Raw genomic sequence first — 21,305 nt, 5'->3', positions numbered from 1 at the left:
ATTGATCTTGCTTCATTTTTTGATATAAGCATACCGATGAAAGAGAAATAACTTTCAACTCATTTTTTGTTGTCATAAGCTATATTCTCGTCATTACAGATATCTGGAATTACAAACTGAGTAACGATTCAGACATCTTTTTGACAGTTTTAACTCTTTTAAATGGTGCAATGTGTCATTTATTCCTTGCATAAAAAATAACGCGGATTTTCTCCGCGCTAATAATATTATCAATGACAGATAATATTTATCATCCGATAAATCTCATGATTTTATGGCATAAACGACAGTTGTATTAATAGGCCGTGTTTCTGACTCACCCGTAGAAGAAAGAGACACTTTGTGTGTGTGCGCGCCAGCTGATTGTGTTGTCCCTGTAATCGTTTGATAGTGATAACTAGGGTTCCTTCTACCAATATCATTAGCACTCCATCCAACTCCAGCATATTGAAAATTGTGCGTATGTTGACCCGCCGCTTCAATGGTACAATCATGCGTATGTGATTTGATGCTATCTTGCTGCACATTTGTAAAATGTCTATTTGGATCTAAACCGCGTCCATCATCAAAGCCGCGTAAAAACATCCCTCTAAAGTCTGGAACTTTAAAAGTTGTATCACTGTCTTTTCCCCATTTATCGCCTATCGCTTTGAATAATTGCGGATAATCTTTGCGTTCATAAGTAGCACCATCGCATAAAAGCCAACCGCTCGGCAATTGTTGCATCGCAAAGGTCGCAATAAACCCGCAAGGAAAAGTTTCTATCTTTGGTGGTGGAATGGGGGTAGGATTTAACAGATACCAACCATCGCGATCTACAATTGAAACATCATCATTATAAACTATTTCATAAATTCCATCTGTTTGTAGCTCACCACCTTCTAATGGGATAATACCTACATCAGTTGCTTTATAAATAAGCTTCTCTTCTATGCTATTAACGGTTACTGTCGTCGTGCCAATATTCACTCCACGAGCTTTAAAACGTATAATGATATCATTCTTGTATTTTGCTATAGGTGAAGCTGTAGTTAGCGTAATTGATGTTGTTTTGTCTTTTGCATCCACGACAAACTTTGAATCAATAGAACCACCCCTATCTGCTAGATATTCACGCACACGCTGCATCATAGCCCGAGCACTATCATTGACAGAACTCGGCGGCTGACCTTCCGCCCAATTAATGATACTATCGGAATTAGCATTTTCATCAGCCGTTAGCGACCAATCGTAAATATTAGACATTATAACCCCCCGTTCTTATTAATAACTCTTCTCACAATTTTTCACTAACTCTATGAGGAAACTGTCCTTCAAATGAATCAATAATGCTAAATCTGCAAATGTTCACTTGGATCCCCCCTATTATCATCGGTTGATACATCATCTTTCTTGCATCACCTGTACTTATTAGATGTTTTTTCTTTATTTCCTCCGCTTCAGTGAGCCAATCTCAGCATATTTTTTAAAATAAAATCAATATTAATGTCTTTATTTTGCTTTGCAATGTAATCTCTAACCTTGTGTTGCTCGTCTATTATTGCCTCGTTATAATGATACGGTTATATTTTCGAAACTCCCATCTTCTTAACTTATAAATATTGTTGATAAAATCCCTTTTTGTGGATCAGATAAAATTAACGTGGAATGTAACTTCCTGTAAAGCTAACAGGAAACTTGTTGATGTCTTTGAAATCCTGATGAGGGTTGATGCAATTGTCTTATGCTCTCAACGCTTTAAAATTGTCTCATCAGTCATATCTTATTGATACCATAGTACTTATGTTTCGCATATGTACTTTGAAAATTGCACAAATCACCTCAATTTCTTGAGCTGTTGTCGCAAAATCTTCATAAACTTTTTCACTATCTTTATAAAAAAGAGACTATAATTTCTGTTAACTGTTTTCCGTATCAAACAAGCTAAAAAATTTGCTCTGAATTCTTTACACTTCTCACCGAGTTTTTATCTGCATGCAAATACCTTTTAAACATATTTTGTTCCGTTTTTTGTTCCGTTAAACCTATTCTTGAAAACTTGTTTTTATTAAAATCATCCCCCGCTTCCCCCTCTTCTTGAATGCATCCTTTTCCTACTCTGTAACGCACCGCAAACTATGGTGCTCCATACGGGCCCCCTCCCTGCCTCTCTGACTTAATTTTCGAACAACATACCCATTATGCTAAAGATGCATCAAAAAATATTGCCGATAAAGTCCAAAATATATATTTGATTGTTTCACGTGAGCTTAAAAACACTTACCCCACGCTGGCTATTATGTGATGTTCAAATCGCACCCTTAACCTTTGAAGCTCCACTTTCTATAACCAGCATACCCCCAAATTCAGCACAATAACCCCTTTTTTGTATTTTATTATAGGTAAAGCTTTTTTGCAAGAGCAATAAATTCTTCTCTGCAACATCTTGCAATTATTGGTATTGTCCATTTTCATCGCAAGACAAGAGGAAACATTTGCCAAACTTTTTTGATAATCGATTCTGCCGCATCAAACCAACATAGCAAAATAAGCTCTAGCAATTTAATACTTGCAATAATTGTGATCAAGATCTGAAAATTGAAAGACGCTGCCACCATCTCAAGCTTTAATCGATAATCAACCTGATAATAATCCTTTCAAAAATTATAGTTCTCAATGGCGTATTTATCTCTTCCAAAGAATGATCAACTAGCGAATTTTGAAACTGCCGAAGGTAAAGAATGATCTCCGATATCCCTCCTATACTACATTGATAACCTTTTAAAACAGCTATCAGAGAAAAAAGACCTTATCTTTCCATAACCATACTTCTCCAAGCTATACGCACCACTGCCATTGCTTATAAAAATAGGAATAAGCTTTGCCTATAATCTTAACCTGCCGTTCTCAACTGAAGTAATTTTCATCCCTCCTATCATCTTAATCACTCTCCCATCCTCACCTGTTAGCTGTAATAGCAACATCTTACCCAAGCAATACCACGTAAGCAGTAAGACAATCAATCTATGGCTTGTTTTTCTAAATAGGATATCAATCCTTCATAATCCTATTTTATTATCGGCATTCTCAGCTGCTCATACTACCGCCTCTTTATTAAGTACGAGCATTTTTTAGGAACACCCTTTCATCCTATCCTAGTTCTTAGTGACATCCACTTTCTTTTTGTTTGTAGAGTTGACGCTGTATTTCCTGATTTAATAAATACTCACTCCAGATAATAAAAAAATCTTGCATTTGCAGTAATTTTCAACTGCACTACGCTATTGACAGATAAACACGACCAGCATTGTTATATGTCGTAACATTCATAGCTTTTTCTGTATCAATATTATTGGAATATACGAGCGTAGATAGTTTAAATAGTACGATAAGCTTTACAAAGAATACTTGGAGTTTGAATCTCTTCAAAAGCAAGAACAAACAAAAAAATTGTATTTTGTATATAGACGTAGCTATCAGAATATAGTCTCTCAATTTGATATCATAATGCATTGTCATATACTCATTTTTTTATGTGGATGCTTTGTGAATTTATTGCGGAGTGATTATCAATAAGGAGATGCGGTAGGCAATGTTAGCCAATGTAATAAATAGTCTATGTTGTGAGTCTAATTTGGAGATAAACTTGTTTTATTTGGGCATACAATATGTTCATGAGCTTTACAGGCCCAATGTTTTATTACGCGGAAAAATTTCTTAATCCTTTAAATGAAAATGAAATTAGCCCCAAAATACAAATCATTGATTTAGTATCACTTATGAGAACCGTTAATGATGAAAACACTAAACAAATAGCTCAGTTTTACATAGAGCTAAAAATGATATATTATATGATCAAACCAAGAAGAATTCATAAAATGTGGTAATGTTTTGTCTTCTATAACAAGCCACTGTATAGCACGGTATTAAGCTCGTTACTTATCATGAACTCTGCTTGGATTCCCCCAAAAAACTTATTAAAATCGTTCAAAATATATCTTTATGATTGACAATATAGATATTTAAGCCAACCATGTCCATGCGAGAAAAAATGTTTTAAGTGGGGGCATAACGCGAATGTTGTTAAGAATATTACATCGATTTTCAATAAAATTTGTTGAATTTTATTGAGCGCTTTTGGGTATAAAGCAACATTGCCCTCATTCATTCAAGCGCGCATAATTGATAATTTGAATACATCCCCATTAACATCGCAACCTATTTTTGAACTGTGTATCTATAAGGAAAAAGTTTGTGCAGAAAAATACTCCATCAATCAATTGTAGCCCCTTTCCTGCTTCACGCAAATTTATCAACAGAGCCTTCTCTTTTCTGATGTGCGCGTACCATTGCGTGAAATTTCATTGACTGATGGCAGCGAGGAAAAAACTCTAAATATTTACGATACTTCCGGCCCCTACACAGATAAAGATATGATCATTGATATTACAAAAGGCTTGCCAGCAATTAGCTCATGTTGGCTGTCTAAGCGTGCTGATACTGAACCTTATCCTGCTCGATCAGTCAAACCTGAGGATAATGGATTGGCTTCTGATAAAAATCCTACACCAACCTTTGAACATAGGCAGCCCATTTTGCGAGCAAAAAATGGCAAAGCAATTACACAAATGGCTTACGCGCGCGCGAGCATTATTACAGCGGAAATGGAATATGTGGCTATACGAGAAAATGAAGGATTAGTAGTAAAAGAACGGCAGAATGTACCATCAAATGAAATATTTGCTAGATCAATACCAGAAATTTATACTGCGGAATTTGTTCGCAATGAAATTGCTTGTGGACGCGCCATTATTCCCCAAAACATCAATCATCCAGAGTGCGAACCCATGATTATTGGGCGTAATTTTCGTGTTAAAATTAATGCCAATATTGGTAATTCAGCAGTGACTTCATCTATGGCAGAAGAAGTTGATAAAATGGTTTGGGCCATTCGCTGGGGAGCCGATACAGTGATGGATCTCTCAACAGGTCGGAATATTCATAATATTCGTGAGTGGATTATTCGAAATTCGCCAGTACCCATAGGAACTGTTCCACTTTATCAAACACTCGAAAAAGTACAAAGCATTGCAGAAAATTTAACATGGGATATTTTCCATGACACCCTCGTCGAGCAAGCAGAACAAGGTGTTGATTATTTTACCATTCATGCAGGACTAAGATTACCTTTTATCCCCCTAACTATTGATCCGATAACGGGTATTGTTTCAAGAGGCGGCTCTATTATGGCAAAATGGTGTCTGCATCATCACAAAGAAAGTTTTCTTTACAAACATTTTGATGAAATTTGTGATATTGCACGTACATATGATATCTCTCTTTCCTTGGGAGATGGATTGCGCCCTGGCTCTATTGCCGATGCTAATGATGAAGCCCAATTTACTGAGCTTAAAACTTTGGGAGAATTGACAAAAACTGCTTGGGGAAAAGACGTACAGGTTATGATTGAAGGGCCTGGACACGTACCAATGCATAAAATTAAAGAAAATATGAAAAAACAATCAGATCTCTGTCATCAAGCACCTTTTTATACTTTGGGACCCCTTACAACTGACATCGCACCAGGATATGACCATATTACATCGGCCATTGGTGCTGCTATGATTGGATGGTTTGGAACTGCTATGCTGTGTTACGTAACACCTAAAGAACATTTAGGATTGCCTGATAAAAACGACGTTAAAACTGGTGTGATCACTTATAAAATCGCTGCGCATACTGCTGATCTTGCCAAAGGTTTGCCTAGAGCACAATTGCGCGATAATGCCCTCTCACGTGCACGATTTGATTTTAGATGGTATGACCAATTCAATCTTTCTCTTGATCCAGAAACAGCCCGCGCTTTTCATGATGAAACAATGCCTAAAGAAGCCTATAAATTAGTGCATTTTTGTTCCATGTGTGGGCCAAAATTCTGTTCGATGCGTATTTCCCATGATATTCGTGATACAGTGGCAACAAGAAAAACAAAAATCGAAGGTATGGTTGCCATGTCCAAGAAATATAAAAAGAATGGTGATCTGTATGTAGATGCTATTCTTGCTCAAAAAAAGAGTGTCAACAGTTGAAAAATATTCTTATCAAAGGTGCAGGGGTAGGCGGTTTAACAGTTGCCTTTATGTTACAACACAAAGGTGTTTCTGTTACTGTATCGGCTCCTCCTCATTCTCCTATAGGAACTGCAAGTTGGTATGCAGGAGGAATGTTAGCGCCTTACTGTGAAAAGGAAAGTGCTGAACAGATTGTTGAAGATCTTGGTATACAAGCCATAAAATGGTGGCGCAAAACGCTCCCTCATCTTGTAATATCAAAAGGCACTTTAGTCGTTGCACCTACACGAGATATAGGAGAGCTTGAACGTTTTTCAGAGCGCACACACAATCACAAAACCATAAATGGTGCAGAAATAGCTCATCTTGAACCCGATCTTGCAGAACGTTTTAACTGTGCACTTTTTTACGAAGATGAAGCACATATTGATCCTCGCAAAGCACTCATTACTTTGAAAGAAGACCTGATAAAAAATGGAGCATGTTTTGTTGATGTGGAAATACCAGAAACAAATTTTGATATTGTTATTGATGCAACGGGAATAGCACGTTTAGGAAAAGACAAAAATATACGGGGGGTGCGCGGGGAAATGCTACTCGTGCGCAGCACAGATATTAAAATTTCTCGCCCAATTCGTCTCCTCCATCCACGGTTTCCACTTTATGTTGTACCTCGACAGAATAATATTTTTATGATTGGCGCAACAATGATTGAAAGTGATTTTGATGGTGCTATCTCCGTGAGATCAATGATGGAATTGCTCAATGCTGCTTATACTTTACATCCCGCTTTTGCAGAAGCAGAAATTGTTGAATCTGGTGTTGGAATACGAGCATGCTATCCTGATAACTTTCCTTGTGTGCACAAAGATGGTAACCATATTTCCATTAATGGATTTTATAGACATGGTTTTCTCTTGTCTCCTGAAATGGCAAAACGAGCAATAAAATTGGTGTTGGAGTAAAGCATGCAAATATTTGTCAATGGTGAAACAATCCAAACAGCAGTTACCACTCTCAATCTATTACTTGAAGAATTGGGCTATGAAGGAAATTGGCTCGCTATCGCTGTTAATGCTGAAGTGGTTCCTTTAGATGCACGAAGCCAATTTGTTTTGCATGAAGGAGATAAAATTGAAATTTTAAGCCCAATGCAAGGAGGCTGAGACTATGTTAAATCTTTATGGACAACAATTCTCTTCCCGTCTTATGTTAGGTACAGCCCAATATCCTTCACCAGCAATCCTTCGGGATGCTATTCATAAATCCGGTACAGAAATTGTGACAGTTTCATTGCGTCGAGAAACCGCAGGTGGAAAACAAAGCGGGCAATTTTGGCAATTTCTTAAAGAACTTGATGTAACATTACTTCCAAACACCGCTGGTTGTTACACTGTTAAAGAAGCCGTGACGACAGCCAAACTCGCACGAGATCTTTTTAAAACAGCTTGGATTAAACTTGAAGTTATTGGCAATTCCGATACTTTACAGCCAAACGTTTTTTCCTTAGTCGAAGCTGCAAAAATTCTAAATGATGAAGGATTCCAAATTTTTGCTTATACAACGGATGATCTTATTGTTGCTGAAAAGCTCTTGGATGTTGGTTGTCGTGTCATTATGCCTTGGTGTGCTCCTATTGGATCTGCCAAAGGACCTCATAATACCGATGGTTTGCGTTCTATCCGCGCTTATCTGCCTGATATTACTCTTGTTATTGATGCCGGCATTGGACGTCCATCACATGCCGCAATTGCTATGGAACTGGGTTATGATGCAGTACTTCTTAACACAGCAGTTGCTAAAGCAGGTGATCCTATCTTAATGGCTGAAGCATTTTCTCAAGCTGTTCAGGCAGGACGTATGGGATATAAAGCTGGCATTCTCGAAGCACGCAATGTAGCTGTCCCTTCAACACCAGTTATTGGGAAAGCAGTATTTTCATGAAACTGGACCCATTTTACCTCATCGTTGATAATGCTGATTTGATTGAACGTTTTGTTCCTTTTGGGATAAAACTCGTACAATTGCGTATAAAAAATGAAAATCAACAAATGATCCGTCAACATATCAAGCGTGCAAAAAACACATGCGATAAATTGGGAGCACAATTAATCATTAACGATCATTGGGAAATGGCAATTGAGGAAAAATGTAATTTTATTCATCTCGGACAAGAGGACTTGAATAATGCTGATCTTCCCGCAATTCGTAAAAGTGGCATAAGATTTGGTCTTAGTACACACGATGAACATGAATTGGATATCGCGCTATCTGTGTATCCTGCGTATATTGCACTCGGTCCTATTTATCCAACGATCTTAAAAAAAATGAAATGGATGCCGCAAGGATTAGAAAAACTCAAACAATGGAAAAAACGGATTGGTGCTCTCCCTTTAGTTGGCATTGGTGGTTTAACACCAGAACGCGCAGTTGATGTTTTAAAAGCAGGAGCAAATAGTGCTGCTGTTGTGACTGATATTATCCTCCATAAACAACCTGAAAAGCGTGTCCAACAATGGATAAAAGTGACACAAACATGGCGTTGATACCTTCCATTCTTATTGTTGCGGGCACCGATCCAACAGGAGGTGCTGGTGTTGTTCGTGATATAGAAACAGCTACACATTTTCAAATAAAAGCAAATTTAGCAATAACCTGTGTTAACGTACAAGATGATAATCAGGTTGTTGAAATTGTTCCAATGGATGGCAAACTGATCGCCGCGCAAATGCGCAGTGCTCTAGAGGCCAATCCCATAAGCGCAATAAAAATCGGTATGACGGGAACACAAGCAATTATAGAAGCAATCTGTAATGTATTGGAAGACTATCCTCATGTTCCAGTTATTCTGGATCCTGTACTTGTCGCCTCATCAGGAGGAAAACTAACAACGGAAGCAATCATCGAAACTATGATCAATAAACTGCTTCCTCACGTTGATCTTTTAACACCTAATAGAGAAGAACTCGCTCTTCTGAGCCAAAGCCCATTGGCTTCTTATCATAAGCAAACAATACAACAAGCAAAAAAACTTCTATCATTTGGTCCACACTCTATATTGATAAAAGGTGGACATGCAAATGGTCCTCTTGCAATTGATAGCTTAGTTAACAAAACTGAGATAATGAATATTTCTACTCCCCGCGTAACAGGAACAATGCGTGGAACTGGTTGCATCCTATCAAGCGCTATTGCTGCACATTTGGCATTAAATGAATCTCTCATTGAAGCCGTAAAAAAAGCAAAAATATATACCCACACATTGCTTTTAAACCACCACCAAAAAGAGCTCTAGACTTAAACGTCTTAATCATGCTTTATCGGTATTCTTATAATCAGATTAGCTATAATCAGATTAGCAACGAAAATATCATACAGCTTGAAGAATAATTCTATCTGGTCTATTCATTAATATATCTATAGGTAAGAAAAATACAATGTTAAACCAAACTCAGTGCTCAATCTCATATGAAGAGCTTCTAAGTTTTTACAAAGAAAGTGGTGCTGATGCCGTGCTGGCTGATGCGCCTATTGACCGCTTTAGTCAATCAGAGAAAAATGTAAAGCAGGTAATCGACACTTCCCATCACCAACAAATACCAGCAACCATAAAACAGCATAACTATCCACTACCTAACTCCGATACCGCACAATACGCACTCTCAGCTATAGAGATGGCAGAAAAGGCCAATACACTTGATGAATTAAAGTCTGCTCTCCTCGCTTTTAATGGCTGCTCCTTAAAACTGACAGCGAAAAATACATGTTTTGCGGATGGAACAGCAGGAAGCCCACTTATGCTCATTGGAGAAGCACCAGGACGCGAAGAAGATATACAAGGAATTCCTTTTGTTGGAAAAGCGGGAATGTTGCTTAACAGAATTCTCGAAGCAATTGGCCTCACAAGACAAAATGTTTACATAACGAACACGATTCCTTGGCGTCCACCAGGCAATCGCACACCAACACCGAGAGAAGTTGCATTATGCCGCCCTTTTGTTGAACGACATATTCAACTTGCTAAACCTCGTATCCTCATAGCACTAGGAGGAGTTGCTGCACAATTTCTTACCGGAATTCAAAATGGAATCATCCGATCAAGGGGAAAATGGCACACTTATGTAGGAGAAGGTGAAGTAAAAATACCTGTTATGCCAACCTTTCACCCTGCCTATCTTTTACGAACACCAAGTCAAAAAAAGCTTACATGGATGGACTTTTTAGAAGTAAAAAATCGCTTAAATAACCTCTCGTAATTCCTTCAGCTTACCTTGCACAACAATATAAATAGTCTTTCGCTCATTTGCATTTTTAAAATACACTCAGGAAAAAATTATGGAACAGCCAACAACGCCGATTTATCGTTTGGAAGATTACCAACCAACCCCCTACACTATCTCTAAAACACAGCTTTCCTTTTGTTTAGAACCACAAAAAACCTTTGTGACAGCAACATTGTTCATTGAGGCGCGCCAAAATACAAAAGAGAGAATGCCTCTTGTGCTTTCTGGAGATGATCTTACATTAATTTCTGTTGCTATTAATGGCGAAACATTGGCCAAAAACACTTATAACGTCACTCCTTCATGTTTAGAAATTATAACGCCACCAACCGCTCCTTTTACATTGCAATTAGTCACTAAACTGAATCCTGAAACAAACCGCCAACTCATGGGGCTTTATCTTTCAAACGGTGTTTATTGTACACAATGCGAAGCAGAAGGATTTCGTCGTATTACTTATTTTTATGATCGCCCAGATGTTCTTTCTACCTATACAGTAAAAATTGAGGCAGATTCTCAGAAAATCCCCATCTTGCTTTCCAATGGCAACCTTGTAGAATCAGGAATTCTTGAGGGCAATCGCCACTTTGCCGTTTGGGAAGATCCCTATCCCAAACCATCTTATCTCTTTGCTTTAGTTGGTGGTAACCTTGATAAACTAGAAGATTATTTTACCACTATGTCTGGTCGACGTATTAAACTCGGCATCTATGTAGAAAAAGGAAAAACTGAACGCGCAATTTATGCAATGGATGCGCTCAAACGCTCTATGCATTGGGATGAACAATATTTCGGACGCGAATATGATCTTGATGTTTTCAATATTGTTGCTGTTTCTGACTTTAACATGGGGGCAATGGAAAACAAAGGGCTTAATATCTTTAATGATAAATATGTTCTTGCAGATCCTGAAACAGCAACCGACTATGACTATAGAAATATTGAACGCATCATTGCCCATGAATATTTCCATAATTGGACCGGTAATCGCATTACCTGCCGTGATTGGTTTCAGCTCTGCCTAAAAGAAGGATTAACAGTTTACCGTGATCAGGAATTTTCTTCAGATCAAAATGTGCGTAGTCTCCAGCGAATTGAAAATATAAAAACATTGAAAGCTAAGCAATTTACCGAAGATTCCGGTCCACTCGCCCATCCTGTACGGCCTCGTCAATATAGCCAAATCAACAATTTTTATACCGCAACCGTCTATGAAAAAGGTGCAGAAGTCGTTCGCATGGTGCATACTATTTTAGGCCCTGTTCTCTTTCGTAAAGGGATGGATCTCTATTTTCAACGTCATGACGGACAAGCTTGCACAATTGAAGACTTTATCACCTGTTTTGCTGAAGTCTCTGGTAGAGATTTCTCACAATTCATGCTGTGGTACGAACAAACAGGCACGCCCCATGTAGAAATTGAACACCATTATAGTGATGGTGTTCTCACAATTCATGCAAAGCAACACAGTCCAGAAACACCACAACAAAATATAAAAAAACCTATGCTCATCCCTATCGCTTTTGGACTCTTAGGACACCAGGGAGAATCTCTAGCTTATGAAGCTGATGCAAATATTCAATCAGATGTTATGCTTCTCTCCAAGGAAAACCAAACGTTCACATTAAGGGGATTAAATGCAAAACCTGTTTTATCACTGCTCAGAGACTTTTCTGCACCTATCATTCTACAAACCCCATTCAATGAAAGCGAACTCATATTTCTTGCACAAAACGATAGTAATCAATTCAATCGTTGGCAGTCGTTGAATCATTTGATGACGCAAGCCTTGATTCAAGCTATTCAAGATGAAACACGAGCAAAAGAGGGTATGCCCTCTGCCTTGCTAAAATTGATTGAAACTATCATTACAGACGAAAGTCTTGAACCCGAATTTCGCGCATTTTGTTTAAGTTTACCGAGCGAAGTTGAGCTTGCCCACACAATCGGTAAAAATGTTGATCCAGAGTGTATTCACCATGTGCGCAATCAGTTTTTGGCTTCACTCGCACATACGTATCAAGAACTCTTCACAAAACTTTATGTGCAAATGCAAACCAATGAGCCCTATTCACCAAACACTGTACAAGCTGGGAAACGAGCATTACGTAATATTATACTAGACTATCTTTCCATCGCTGAAGCCCAACCAACCCGTGCTGCCACACAATATGCAACAGCTAATAATATGACTGATCGCATGGCCAGTATAACCATTTTAGTGCAGCGTTTTAAAGAAAGTGAGCAGGCACAAAATGCCTTAAATGATTTTGAAAACCGCTATCGGCATGACCCTTTGGTCATGGATAAATGGTTTTCCATTCAAGCAATAGTTGCGGGAACATCAACACTTGATCACGTTCAAAAACTCATGCAGCATCCGCTCTTTTCACAAGATAATCCCAATCGTGTAGGAGCTTTGATTGGTGTCTTCGCATCTAACAACTTAACAGGTTTTAATAGAGTTGATGGCGCATCCTATCAATTTCTTTGTCAAATCATTCTTGAAATTGACAAAAAAAATCCACAGCTCGCTTCCCGATTATTAACAATGATGCGTTCTTGGCGACAATTAGAGCCAATTCGGCAAAAGAAACTTGAAATCGCATTAAAAACAATTGCAATAGCTCCGAAATTGTCAAGCGATGTAGCAGATATCATCAATCGCATACTCGCTTAAAAGAAAAACGATTTTAAATCAATATATTATAATATTTCTTATGAAAGAAAATAAATTATCTCTTTGTAACTGCAACCCCATAAACAAGCAATTTAAACCTTTTTATGGAGAATGTTAGGGTTCTTTTTTATTTCCATATTCCATGCTCATAAGAATAAAATTACTTTTTTTTAAAAAAAAAGACTGGACAGAGGACTCGTGTTTTGATTCATTGTATTTATGGGGTTAACTATGAATACAGAAACAATTTTTCAATCACATTATTCCATAATTAGAGGAACTAGAAATGGCTAAATTGGACGCATATAACGCGCCAACAGATATGCACGCCACTTCAAAACCCAGCGCTCAAAGTTGCAAGGCACGGACAGCGCATATCAACCTGCTTTCTGGCTCCACTTATCAAAAACTTCTCTTTATTGAGCCTTGGCTACGGCGTTTTATTCCTATCATAATTGTTGTATTCCTCGTTTTGCTAGCAGCAATTCGTTTTGTTTCAATCTATGATTGGCGCGATACAATTGATAAAAGTACACGTTCGACCCTCACTCTCTTAGCTTCTCATATTACCAATATAATTGATCGTGACTTACTTTCAGCTACTCAGCAAGAAAAAAACGCTGTTCTTTCTCATAATCATTTACAAAATATTCTTACCAATTTTCGTAACAAAGGTCTTATCAAAACCAACACTGTTATTGCTATTGTCGATCAAAAAGGCGATGTTCTAGCCTCATCCAGTTCCGAAATAATTTTAGGAAAACCCTTACAAGATTTTACCTCTGAGAGTACTGCTTTACGGTCTCTCGGACAAGATGCTGGAATCATGAAAATCACGATAGGAAAAGATACCCCTGCTCTCGCTTCCTTCAATCAAACAGAAAATAGACAATATGGTGTATTCATCAGTGAAAAAATGCAACATACTTACGTAGAATGGCGCAAATTTTTTTCATTAAACATAACTCTGTTCATAGGAACTACAGGCATTATCCTGGCTCTCCTCTATGCTTATTATAATCAAATTATACGAGCACGTAATACAGATCTAGCTTCAGAAAAAATTCAAAACCGCATTGATATGGCAATGATGCGTGGACGCTGTGGACTGTGGGACTGGAATATGGCAAGTGGACGTGTTTACTGGTCACGAGCAATGTATGAAATGCTCGGCTATGTGCCTCAAGATGCACTGCTCTCAATTTCCCAAATCACCGCCATTATTAATCCAAATGATGCAAATTTTTTTGATCTTGCTCAGGAATTAATGAGCGGTAAAAAAAAGCATATCGACATTAACGTCCCCATGCGTCATGCTGATGGTCATTATGTATGGATGCGCATTCGTGCCGAAGTTACTGAAGAAGAAGAGCCCCATTTGGTTGGTATTTCCTACGATATTAGTGAACAACGTCAATTCGCTGAACAAACAGCGCAAGCCGACCTTCGTATCCGCGATGCTATTGAAAATATTTCAGAATCTTTTGTATTGTGGGATTCAGAAGGACGTTTAGTCATGTCCAACAGCAAATTTTGCGAATATGCCGCTATCCCTAAACAGATTCTACAATCAGGCATCCAACGTGCAACAGTCGAAGCCATGGCACGCCCTGCAATCAGTGAATATCCCCTCAAAGATGATGGTACTGGTAACTTAACCAGTATTCGCCAAACAGCAGATGGCTGTTGGCTCAAAATTAATGAACGACGTACCCAAGACGGAGGACTTGTTTGTATTGGTACAGACATTTCTGAGCTTAAACAACAACAAGAAAAATTTGAAGACAGTGAAAGGCGCCTTTTTTCTTTCATTCAAGAACTCAAACGTGCACGAGGAAATGCTCAACAACGTGCAACAGAAGTTGAAAAACTTAATAAAAGTCTGCAAGCAGAAAAAGAACGCGCAGAAAGTGCTAACAAAGCTAAATCAGAATTTTTAGCCAATATGTCTCATGAATTGCGTACTCCACTTAATGCTATTCTCGGCTTTTCAGACATCATGTTGCAATCTACCTTTGGCCCTCTTGGTTCACAACGCTATGAGGAATATATGCATGATATTTACAATTCAGGAACCCATCTTCTAACCCTTATTAATGATATCCTTGATATGTCTAAAATCGAAGCTGGAAGATTTACCCTTGATTGTAAAAATACCAATCTTGAGCCCATTATCAGTGAAGCAGTGCGAACACTCACACCACAAGCCCAAGAAAAAAATATTTCTGTTACAACGAATATTGCTCCAGAACTTCATGCTGAGGTTGACTGCCGTGCCATGAGACAGATTTTCCTTAATCTTATCTCTAATGCTGTTAAATTTACACCTTCTGGTGGTAGTATTGATGTCTATGCTTTCCAGAAAAAAACCAATCTTGTTTTCAGAATTAAAGATACAGGAGTTGGTATTCCTCAATCCGCAATAAAAAAACTTGGGCAACCTTTTGAACAAGTTGAAAATCAATTTACAAAAACCCACACTGGATCAGGACTTGGATTGGCCATCTCACGCTCTCTGTTAGAACTCCATAAAGGAAAGCTTGAAATTACTTCTAAAGAAATGAAAGGTACGACTGTAACCATTACAATGCCAATTCAGCAAAATTAAATTTTAAAAACAGTATCCTTTTCGTTCTCGTTGCAACAAAATTTTTTTCCGTTGCATCCCCCAGCGATAACCTGAAATAAAACCATTTTTGCGTACTACACGATGACAAGGAATAACCAACGCCAATTCGTTACGCGCACAAGCATTAGCAACGGCACGGAAAGCTTTCGGCATACCAATATGTTGCGCTAACTCTTCATAAGAAATTGTTTCACCACATTGTATTTTACATAATGCAGCCCAGACTTTCTGCTGAAAGGCTGTACCTCTTATATCCAAGGGAAAATCATAATTCCTTACCAAATGAGGCGTTTCTACCATTGCAACAATATGTGCGGTCTCTCTGTTAAACACATCGTCATTAACATCTTTTTGCACATCATCAAAACGCGCCATAAATTGGCGTAGTAGTTGCTCAGTAGTGTTTCCTAGCGATACATTACAAATCCCTTTAGGAGACTTCGCCACTAAAAGCCCCCCTATCGATGTTTCTCTCAGATACAGAACTCTTTTTAAAGGAGCGTTTAGCATTCTGGTAAACCTCTATTTCCAGTGTACACCGCAAATAGAGCAAAAAGAATAAAATTATCCCACTTTTATTTCTTATAAATAAAAATGATGTAGAAGTGCATCTTTGAAAATTTTACAGGGAAAATAATCAAGCAAACCTACTCTCTCAATTTATATCTCTTCACAGGCATTAAATATTTCGCACACACGCAAAATAACTCTACTTGTCCTTGTGCAGCAGTAAGATAGGATTATTTACTAAAACCATACTTGCTTTTGGCTTAAATATGTAAAATATCTGCAGTGTTAATATACTTAAAAAAGAAAAATTGGTTGAAATAGATAATTTAAGCCTCTCAGACAACCTCTCCTCTCCATCCTAGAATATCTTTACTATAAAATTTATAAAAAAAGCCCTATCTCGTGGATAGGGCTTTTCTCAAATATTTAACCTTGCACTAAATTAAAATTTGTAAGCTACACCAACACGAAAATCATTCGTTTTGTAGCCCATTTCAATTTTTTCATTTGCAAATTTCTTCTTACCAAAATCTGAGTAACGATATTCTGCACGCACAATAACATTATCAGCCATTGCAAAATCAACACCGCCGCCAAGGGTATAACCAACCATAGTCTTTTTTTCATCATGCAGTAAATCAGACAAATTAACAGCTTGCTTACTTGTCGTATCAGCTGCCTTTGCAAAGATGTTCCGGAGCTGCGTATAAGCAACGCCCCCCGCAATATAAGGCATCATACGATCAACAGCAAAACCAACTCGCACCCTTGTAGCACCAAACCATTTTTGTTTTAAAGTATGATGCACAACTTCACTAGACGTTGCTGCATCATCCCGATGCGCTATCCCTCGACTCGTTCCTTCTAGAGTATCTCGCATTGCTTTTTTTTGCTTTTCTTCCAACGACTTGATATCTTTGCTATCTTTTTTACCAGATAATATTATATCCGTATCAATACCTATAATAAAGCCATTGTCGATATCAATATTGGAACCCGCATAAATGCCACCTATGAAACCAGAAGGTTTAGGCAAAAACTCCTTGTTCATCGGAACAAATTGTCCTGCACTCTCATTTTCTAAATAACTTAAAGTAGATTTACTTGAAAAACCACCAATTTGGCCCCCAAGGTAAAACCCTGCAAAAGAAAAAGTAGGAACAGAAACAACAGGTACTCGCTGCTCAGGAACTGCAATATCAGCTGCTCGTACTGCAGAAACTGAAATCAAAGCCAAAGCAGATGTTGTGATTAAATACTTTTTAGTCATAATTGCTCCCCTAAAAGCTAATGAACATAACGTGGATGGTTTCATATTTTTTTCAAAAAATCTGTAGCAAAAATGTCACAGTTATAAAAAAAATAAAACCTTAATGATAAAATGTAAGCAGACTTAAACAGACTATGCTATAATAGAAATTAGCATAAGAATTTCTATATAATATTGTATATTGGCTATATTGATGGAAATTCGTCTTATTATAAAGCTTTCGTAAGCGCGTGTATCTTTTAAAAATACTCGAAACTATTTTGAATAGTGTTCATATCATCTTTTGAAAGAAAATGAGGTCTAACATAGTCGACAAAGCCTCTTGTCCTGCTTTGCTTGATATATCTTCATTTCTAATATGGGTAAAAAAAACGATAAATTAAGATTATTTTCATTTAAAAGTAAAAAAAGCTTATTTTAATTTTCTGAATGAACCATAGCAATTAGAACTAGATCATTTAACATAGAAACCTATCTTAACCAGCTTGAAAAACCAACCGAGAATAGCTCTAAACTATTTTTTTAACTTTAACTATTTGTTCCAATAAAACAGATAGCTAAATGAAACATCAAAAATTAACATAGAGATTAAAAAAATAAATGGAAGTACACCAAGTCATGTAAGAATTCGATTTTCGTCAAAAAAAGTACTCTTGAAACAAAAATAGAAGACAGGGTTATTATAATAGTATTTGGTAAAAATTTATATAAAATTCTAAATAAAGACCAAAAAAATTATAAAATCAAAATATTTTTAAAAAACATTTTTTTAATAATTTAATTGATTTCTTATTTTGAATGAATACCATTTTTATTCTGCACATTCCTTTGTTTTATATCTAGTTATAATAATTTCTAGTTATAATAATTGTTGGTATCCTAACTAGCAACCATATACATTTTTCTCATAAAATTATCACCAAATATTTTAATCCTTCATCACGTGTGTAAAAATTGAACGTACTGATTGCCCTGTTTCCTCAATTAATTTTTCAATGCGAAGCAAATCAGGTTCTCCAACACTTGTTAACAAAAGGTCGCGTAATCCAAGTGGCACATCATGAGGATTAAGAGTATCATTTAAGCAAAGGCGTATAATTTGACTCACGTTTGTATAGAGACTATAGGCACGACATAAGTCAGAAACAAATGACTTATTAAGAAAACTGTTCGGCAAATGAGCTAAAATATCTGCTGTCGTCGCTCCAATTTTAAACTCAATCACGTGAGTAATAACAGCAAATTGGGCAATAAATTCTAGATCCATGATACCACCAAGCATATTTTTCAAATCCCATTGATTTTCCGGTGGTTTTTCTTTTTCAATCAAAGTACGCATATCGCGCACCGCTTTTACAACACTTTTCTTATCACGAGAAAAAGCAATAATTGCACAAACTTCATTTTCTAATTCTTGCAAAAAATTAGAATCCCCAGCCACACCCCGCGCCCGTGTTAAAGCAAGATGTTCCCATATCCACGCTTCTTTACGATAATATTTCCTAAAAAATTGAAAAGAAACAGCAACAGGCCCTTTATTACCTAATGGACGCAATCTTAAATCAACAGGATAAAGGATACCTTGGCTTGTATGAGTAGATAAAGCCGCAACAAAGCGTTGTGCTAAACGGATATAATATTGAGAGACATAAAGAGGCTTTTCTCCATCAGATATTTCTGCATCCTCATCATGTTCATAAAGAAAAATAAGATCAACATCAGAACCAGCAGTTAATTCACGACTTCCAAGCTTACCCATACCCAATATACCAACACGTCCCCCTTTAATACTGCCATGAAGAGAAGAAAACTCCTTTTGGACAACAGAAAACGTTTTTGCAATCATAAGATCAGCAAGTGCCGTAAATGCAAAACCTGCTCTATTTCCTGTAATTGCACCATTCAAAATCCGAATACCAATCAAGAAACGTTGCTCATCAGCAAAAACTCTGAAATGATCAAGAATTTGTTCATAAGAAATTACACCTTCAAGAAAATATTCAAGCCGATTTTCTAAATAAGCTCTTGTTGGCAACTCTGAAAAAATTTTTGGATCCAGCATCCCATCAAAAACATGTGGTTTGCGTGTAATAATTTCCGCAAGACGTGGAGCAGCTCCCATGATAAGCACCAACATATCCAAAAGAGAGGGATTAGACTGCAATAAACTAAAAAGCTGTATCCCTGAAGGTAATCCCTGTAAAAAACTATCAAAACGCAACATTGCTTCATCAGCTCGTTTTGTCGCGCCAAAAGCTTTCAAAAGTGCTGGAGTTAATTCTGTTAATCGTTCACGCGCTTCAGCAGATTGAGTAGCTTTATAACGCCCACAATGAAGTGTACGCATAATACGACAAATATCACTCGCTCTTTCAAAACCTAAACGGCTCAATGTTATTAATGTCTCCGGATCATCTTTTTCACCTGTAAAAACTAAATTGCCAATTTCTAAACCAAGTTCTTGCTCATTCTCAAACAGCGCTGCATAATGTTTTTCAACGACCTGAAGCGTCTTTAATAAATCATGGATAAAACCGCTACTCTCTTGATAACCCATCAAATATGCAACACTGGTAAATTGCAAAACATCATCTGGAAGGAAATGCGTTTGTTCATCTGCAAGCATCTGAATACGGTGTTCCACATTTCGTAAAAAAGCATAACTTTTTATAAGACTATCTCTTGTTTTCTCACTAATCCAACCAAGCGTGTGAAGTTCTGTTAACATTGCAACTGTTTGACGTCCACGTAATTGAGGAAAGCGCCCCCCAGCAATGAGTTGTTGTGTCTGGACGAAAAACTCAATCTCACGAATACCACCCCGTCCTAACTTTACATTATGACCATAAGCAGCAATTTGACCATAATTTTTATACGCATGGATTTGACGTTTAATCGAATGAATATCAGCAATCGCAGCATAATCTAAATATTTCCGCCACACATAAGGAAAAAGCTCTTTGAGAAAATTAAAGCCTGCCCTTTTATCACCGGCGACTGGACGTGCTTTAATCATAGCTGCTCTTTCCCAATTTTGTCCACGCCCCTCGTAATAACGCAACGCAGTCCTTACCGGTAAAGCTAAAGGGGTTGAGCCTGGATCTGGTCGAAGCCGAAAATCAAGACGGAAAACGTATCCCTCGGCAGTACGTTCTTGAATAATACGGATTAATCGGCGTACCATTTTAGAGAATATATCGATACTTTCAGAAAGATTACCAATATGCGGTGAAGTCTCATCAATGAAAACAATAAGATCAATATCAGAAGAATAATTAAGTTCTCCTGCCCCTAATTTTCCCATTCCTAAAATGATTAGACCACAGTCTTTTTCTGGATCATCACGACTCGACAAACTGATCTTACCGTGATCATGGGCTTCTCTTAAAAGAAAACGAAGAGCTACACCTAATATCACTTCGCCCAAACGCGTCAACCAAGCACATGAAATTTCGTAAGTAAAAACACCGCTCAAATCAGCTAAAGCGATGAGAATATGTGCTTCCCGTTTTTTATGTCTTAAAGCAGCCATCAATGAAGTTTCATGTATAGATTCATTCTTATCGATAAGTGTAATATCATCTATAATTTCGCTCAGCCTTGTTTCTATATCAACATTCAATAAGGGGCTGAGATATGATGGATTAGCGATTAAAACCCCACGTAAAAAAGGTGATAAGGTCATGACCGCACTTATGAAGTCAATCTGTTTTCCCTTGTCTGAAATATACGAAACAAGGGGTTCTAAATTTTCTTTCCTTGCTTGCTCTTCAATATCTTTGAGCCATTGAGAACCACTCTCATCAAGAGGACATAAAGGAAGAAGCTGTGTTTTTAAAAAAGCATTTTTCATCTGCACTCCCTTGAAAAGCATTTCACCTTT

At 37.4% G+C, this 21,305-nt stretch carries 12 protein-coding genes and 1 pseudogene; 9 read left to right on the top strand and 4 right to left on the bottom strand.

What is annotated here, in order from left to right; all coding sequences use genetic code 11:
* Positions 1-264: 264 nt before the first annotated feature.
* Positions 265-1,245, bottom strand: coding sequence for a phage tail protein (locus tag MCQ_RS01385; RefSeq protein WP_006923093.1), 981 nt, complete (start codon positions 1,243-1,245; stop codon positions 265-267).
* Positions 1,246-4,233: 2,988 nt separating this feature from the next.
* Here MCQ_RS01385 and thiC point away from each other — a divergent pair.
* The 9 genes and pseudogenes from thiC to MCQ_RS01330 all read left to right on the top strand — a co-directional run bounded on the left by thiC (position 4,234) and on the right by MCQ_RS01330 (position 15,621).
* Positions 4,234-6,068 (top strand): annotated as a pseudogene (gene thiC, locus MCQ_RS01370) (phosphomethylpyrimidine synthase ThiC).
* On the top strand, positions 6,065-7,015 hold the full coding sequence (locus tag MCQ_RS01365) for an FAD-dependent oxidoreductase (RefSeq protein WP_006923088.1): 951 nt from the start codon (positions 6,065-6,067) through the stop codon (positions 7,013-7,015). The pseudogene thiC and the gene MCQ_RS01365 overlap by 4 nt, the downstream one beginning before the upstream one ends.
* Positions 7,016-7,018: 3 nt before the next feature.
* Positions 7,019-7,216 carry a sulfur carrier protein ThiS gene (gene thiS / locus MCQ_RS01360; RefSeq protein ID WP_006923087.1) on the top strand — a complete coding sequence of 66 codons (198 nt, stop codon included), beginning with the start codon at positions 7,019-7,021 and terminating at the stop codon, positions 7,214-7,216.
* Positions 7,217-7,220: 4 nt separating this feature from the next.
* Positions 7,221-7,994, top strand: coding sequence for a thiazole synthase (locus MCQ_RS01355; protein WP_006923086.1), 774 nt, complete (start codon positions 7,221-7,223; stop codon positions 7,992-7,994).
* Positions 7,991-8,596: a thiamine phosphate synthase gene (locus tag MCQ_RS01350; RefSeq protein ID WP_006923085.1), complete on the top strand. Its 606-nt coding sequence runs from the start codon at positions 7,991-7,993 to the stop codon at positions 8,594-8,596. Before MCQ_RS01355 ends, MCQ_RS01350 begins: the two co-directional genes overlap by 4 nt.
* A complete protein-coding gene (locus tag MCQ_RS01345; RefSeq protein ID WP_035007770.1) occupies positions 8,587-9,345 on the top strand; it encodes a hydroxymethylpyrimidine/phosphomethylpyrimidine kinase in 759 nt (252 codons plus the stop codon). Before MCQ_RS01350 ends, MCQ_RS01345 begins: the two co-directional genes overlap by 10 nt.
* A gap of 142 nt (positions 9,346-9,487) precedes the next feature.
* Positions 9,488-10,306, top strand: a complete 819-nt coding sequence (locus MCQ_RS01340; RefSeq protein ID WP_006923083.1) for a uracil-DNA glycosylase — start codon at positions 9,488-9,490, stop codon at positions 10,304-10,306.
* 79 nt (positions 10,307-10,385) lie between these two features.
* Entirely contained in the window at positions 10,386-13,013 is a 2,628-nt protein-coding gene (gene pepN / locus MCQ_RS01335; protein ID WP_006923082.1) for an aminopeptidase N, read from the top strand.
* A 286-nt stretch (positions 13,014-13,299) separates the two neighbouring features.
* Positions 13,300-15,621, top strand: a complete 2,322-nt coding sequence (locus MCQ_RS01330) for a sensor histidine kinase (protein ID WP_006923081.1) — start codon at positions 13,300-13,302, stop codon at positions 15,619-15,621.
* A gap of 3 nt (positions 15,622-15,624) precedes the next feature.
* Here MCQ_RS01330 and MCQ_RS01325 read toward each other — a convergent pair whose 3' ends face one another.
* From MCQ_RS01325 to MCQ_RS01315, 3 genes are all read right to left on the bottom strand, one after another.
* Positions 15,625-16,152 (bottom strand): methylated-DNA--[protein]-cysteine S-methyltransferase, encoded by a 528-nt coding sequence (locus tag MCQ_RS01325; RefSeq protein ID WP_006923080.1) that lies wholly within the window; start codon positions 16,150-16,152, stop codon positions 15,625-15,627.
* 442 nt (positions 16,153-16,594) lie between these two features.
* The gene (locus MCQ_RS01320) at positions 16,595-17,422 is read right to left on the bottom strand and encodes an outer membrane protein (RefSeq protein WP_006923079.1); all 828 of its coding nucleotides are present in this window, start codon (positions 17,420-17,422) and stop codon (positions 16,595-16,597) included.
* 928 nt (positions 17,423-18,350) lie between these two features.
* Entirely contained in the window at positions 18,351-21,275 is a 2,925-nt protein-coding gene (locus MCQ_RS01315) for a bifunctional [glutamine synthetase] adenylyltransferase/[glutamine synthetase]-adenylyl-L-tyrosine phosphorylase (protein ID WP_006923078.1), read from the bottom strand.
* Between the last annotated feature and the right edge of the window lie 30 nt (positions 21,276-21,305).

Origin of the sequence: Candidatus Bartonella washoeensis Sb944nv (genome assembly GCF_000278135.1) — a bacterium.
Taxonomy (GTDB): Bacteria; Pseudomonadota; Alphaproteobacteria; order Rhizobiales; family Rhizobiaceae; genus Bartonella; species Bartonella washoeensis.
The sequence above is the reverse complement of the archived record's forward strand: the minus strand, read 5'-3'. Positions and strand labels throughout refer to the sequence as shown.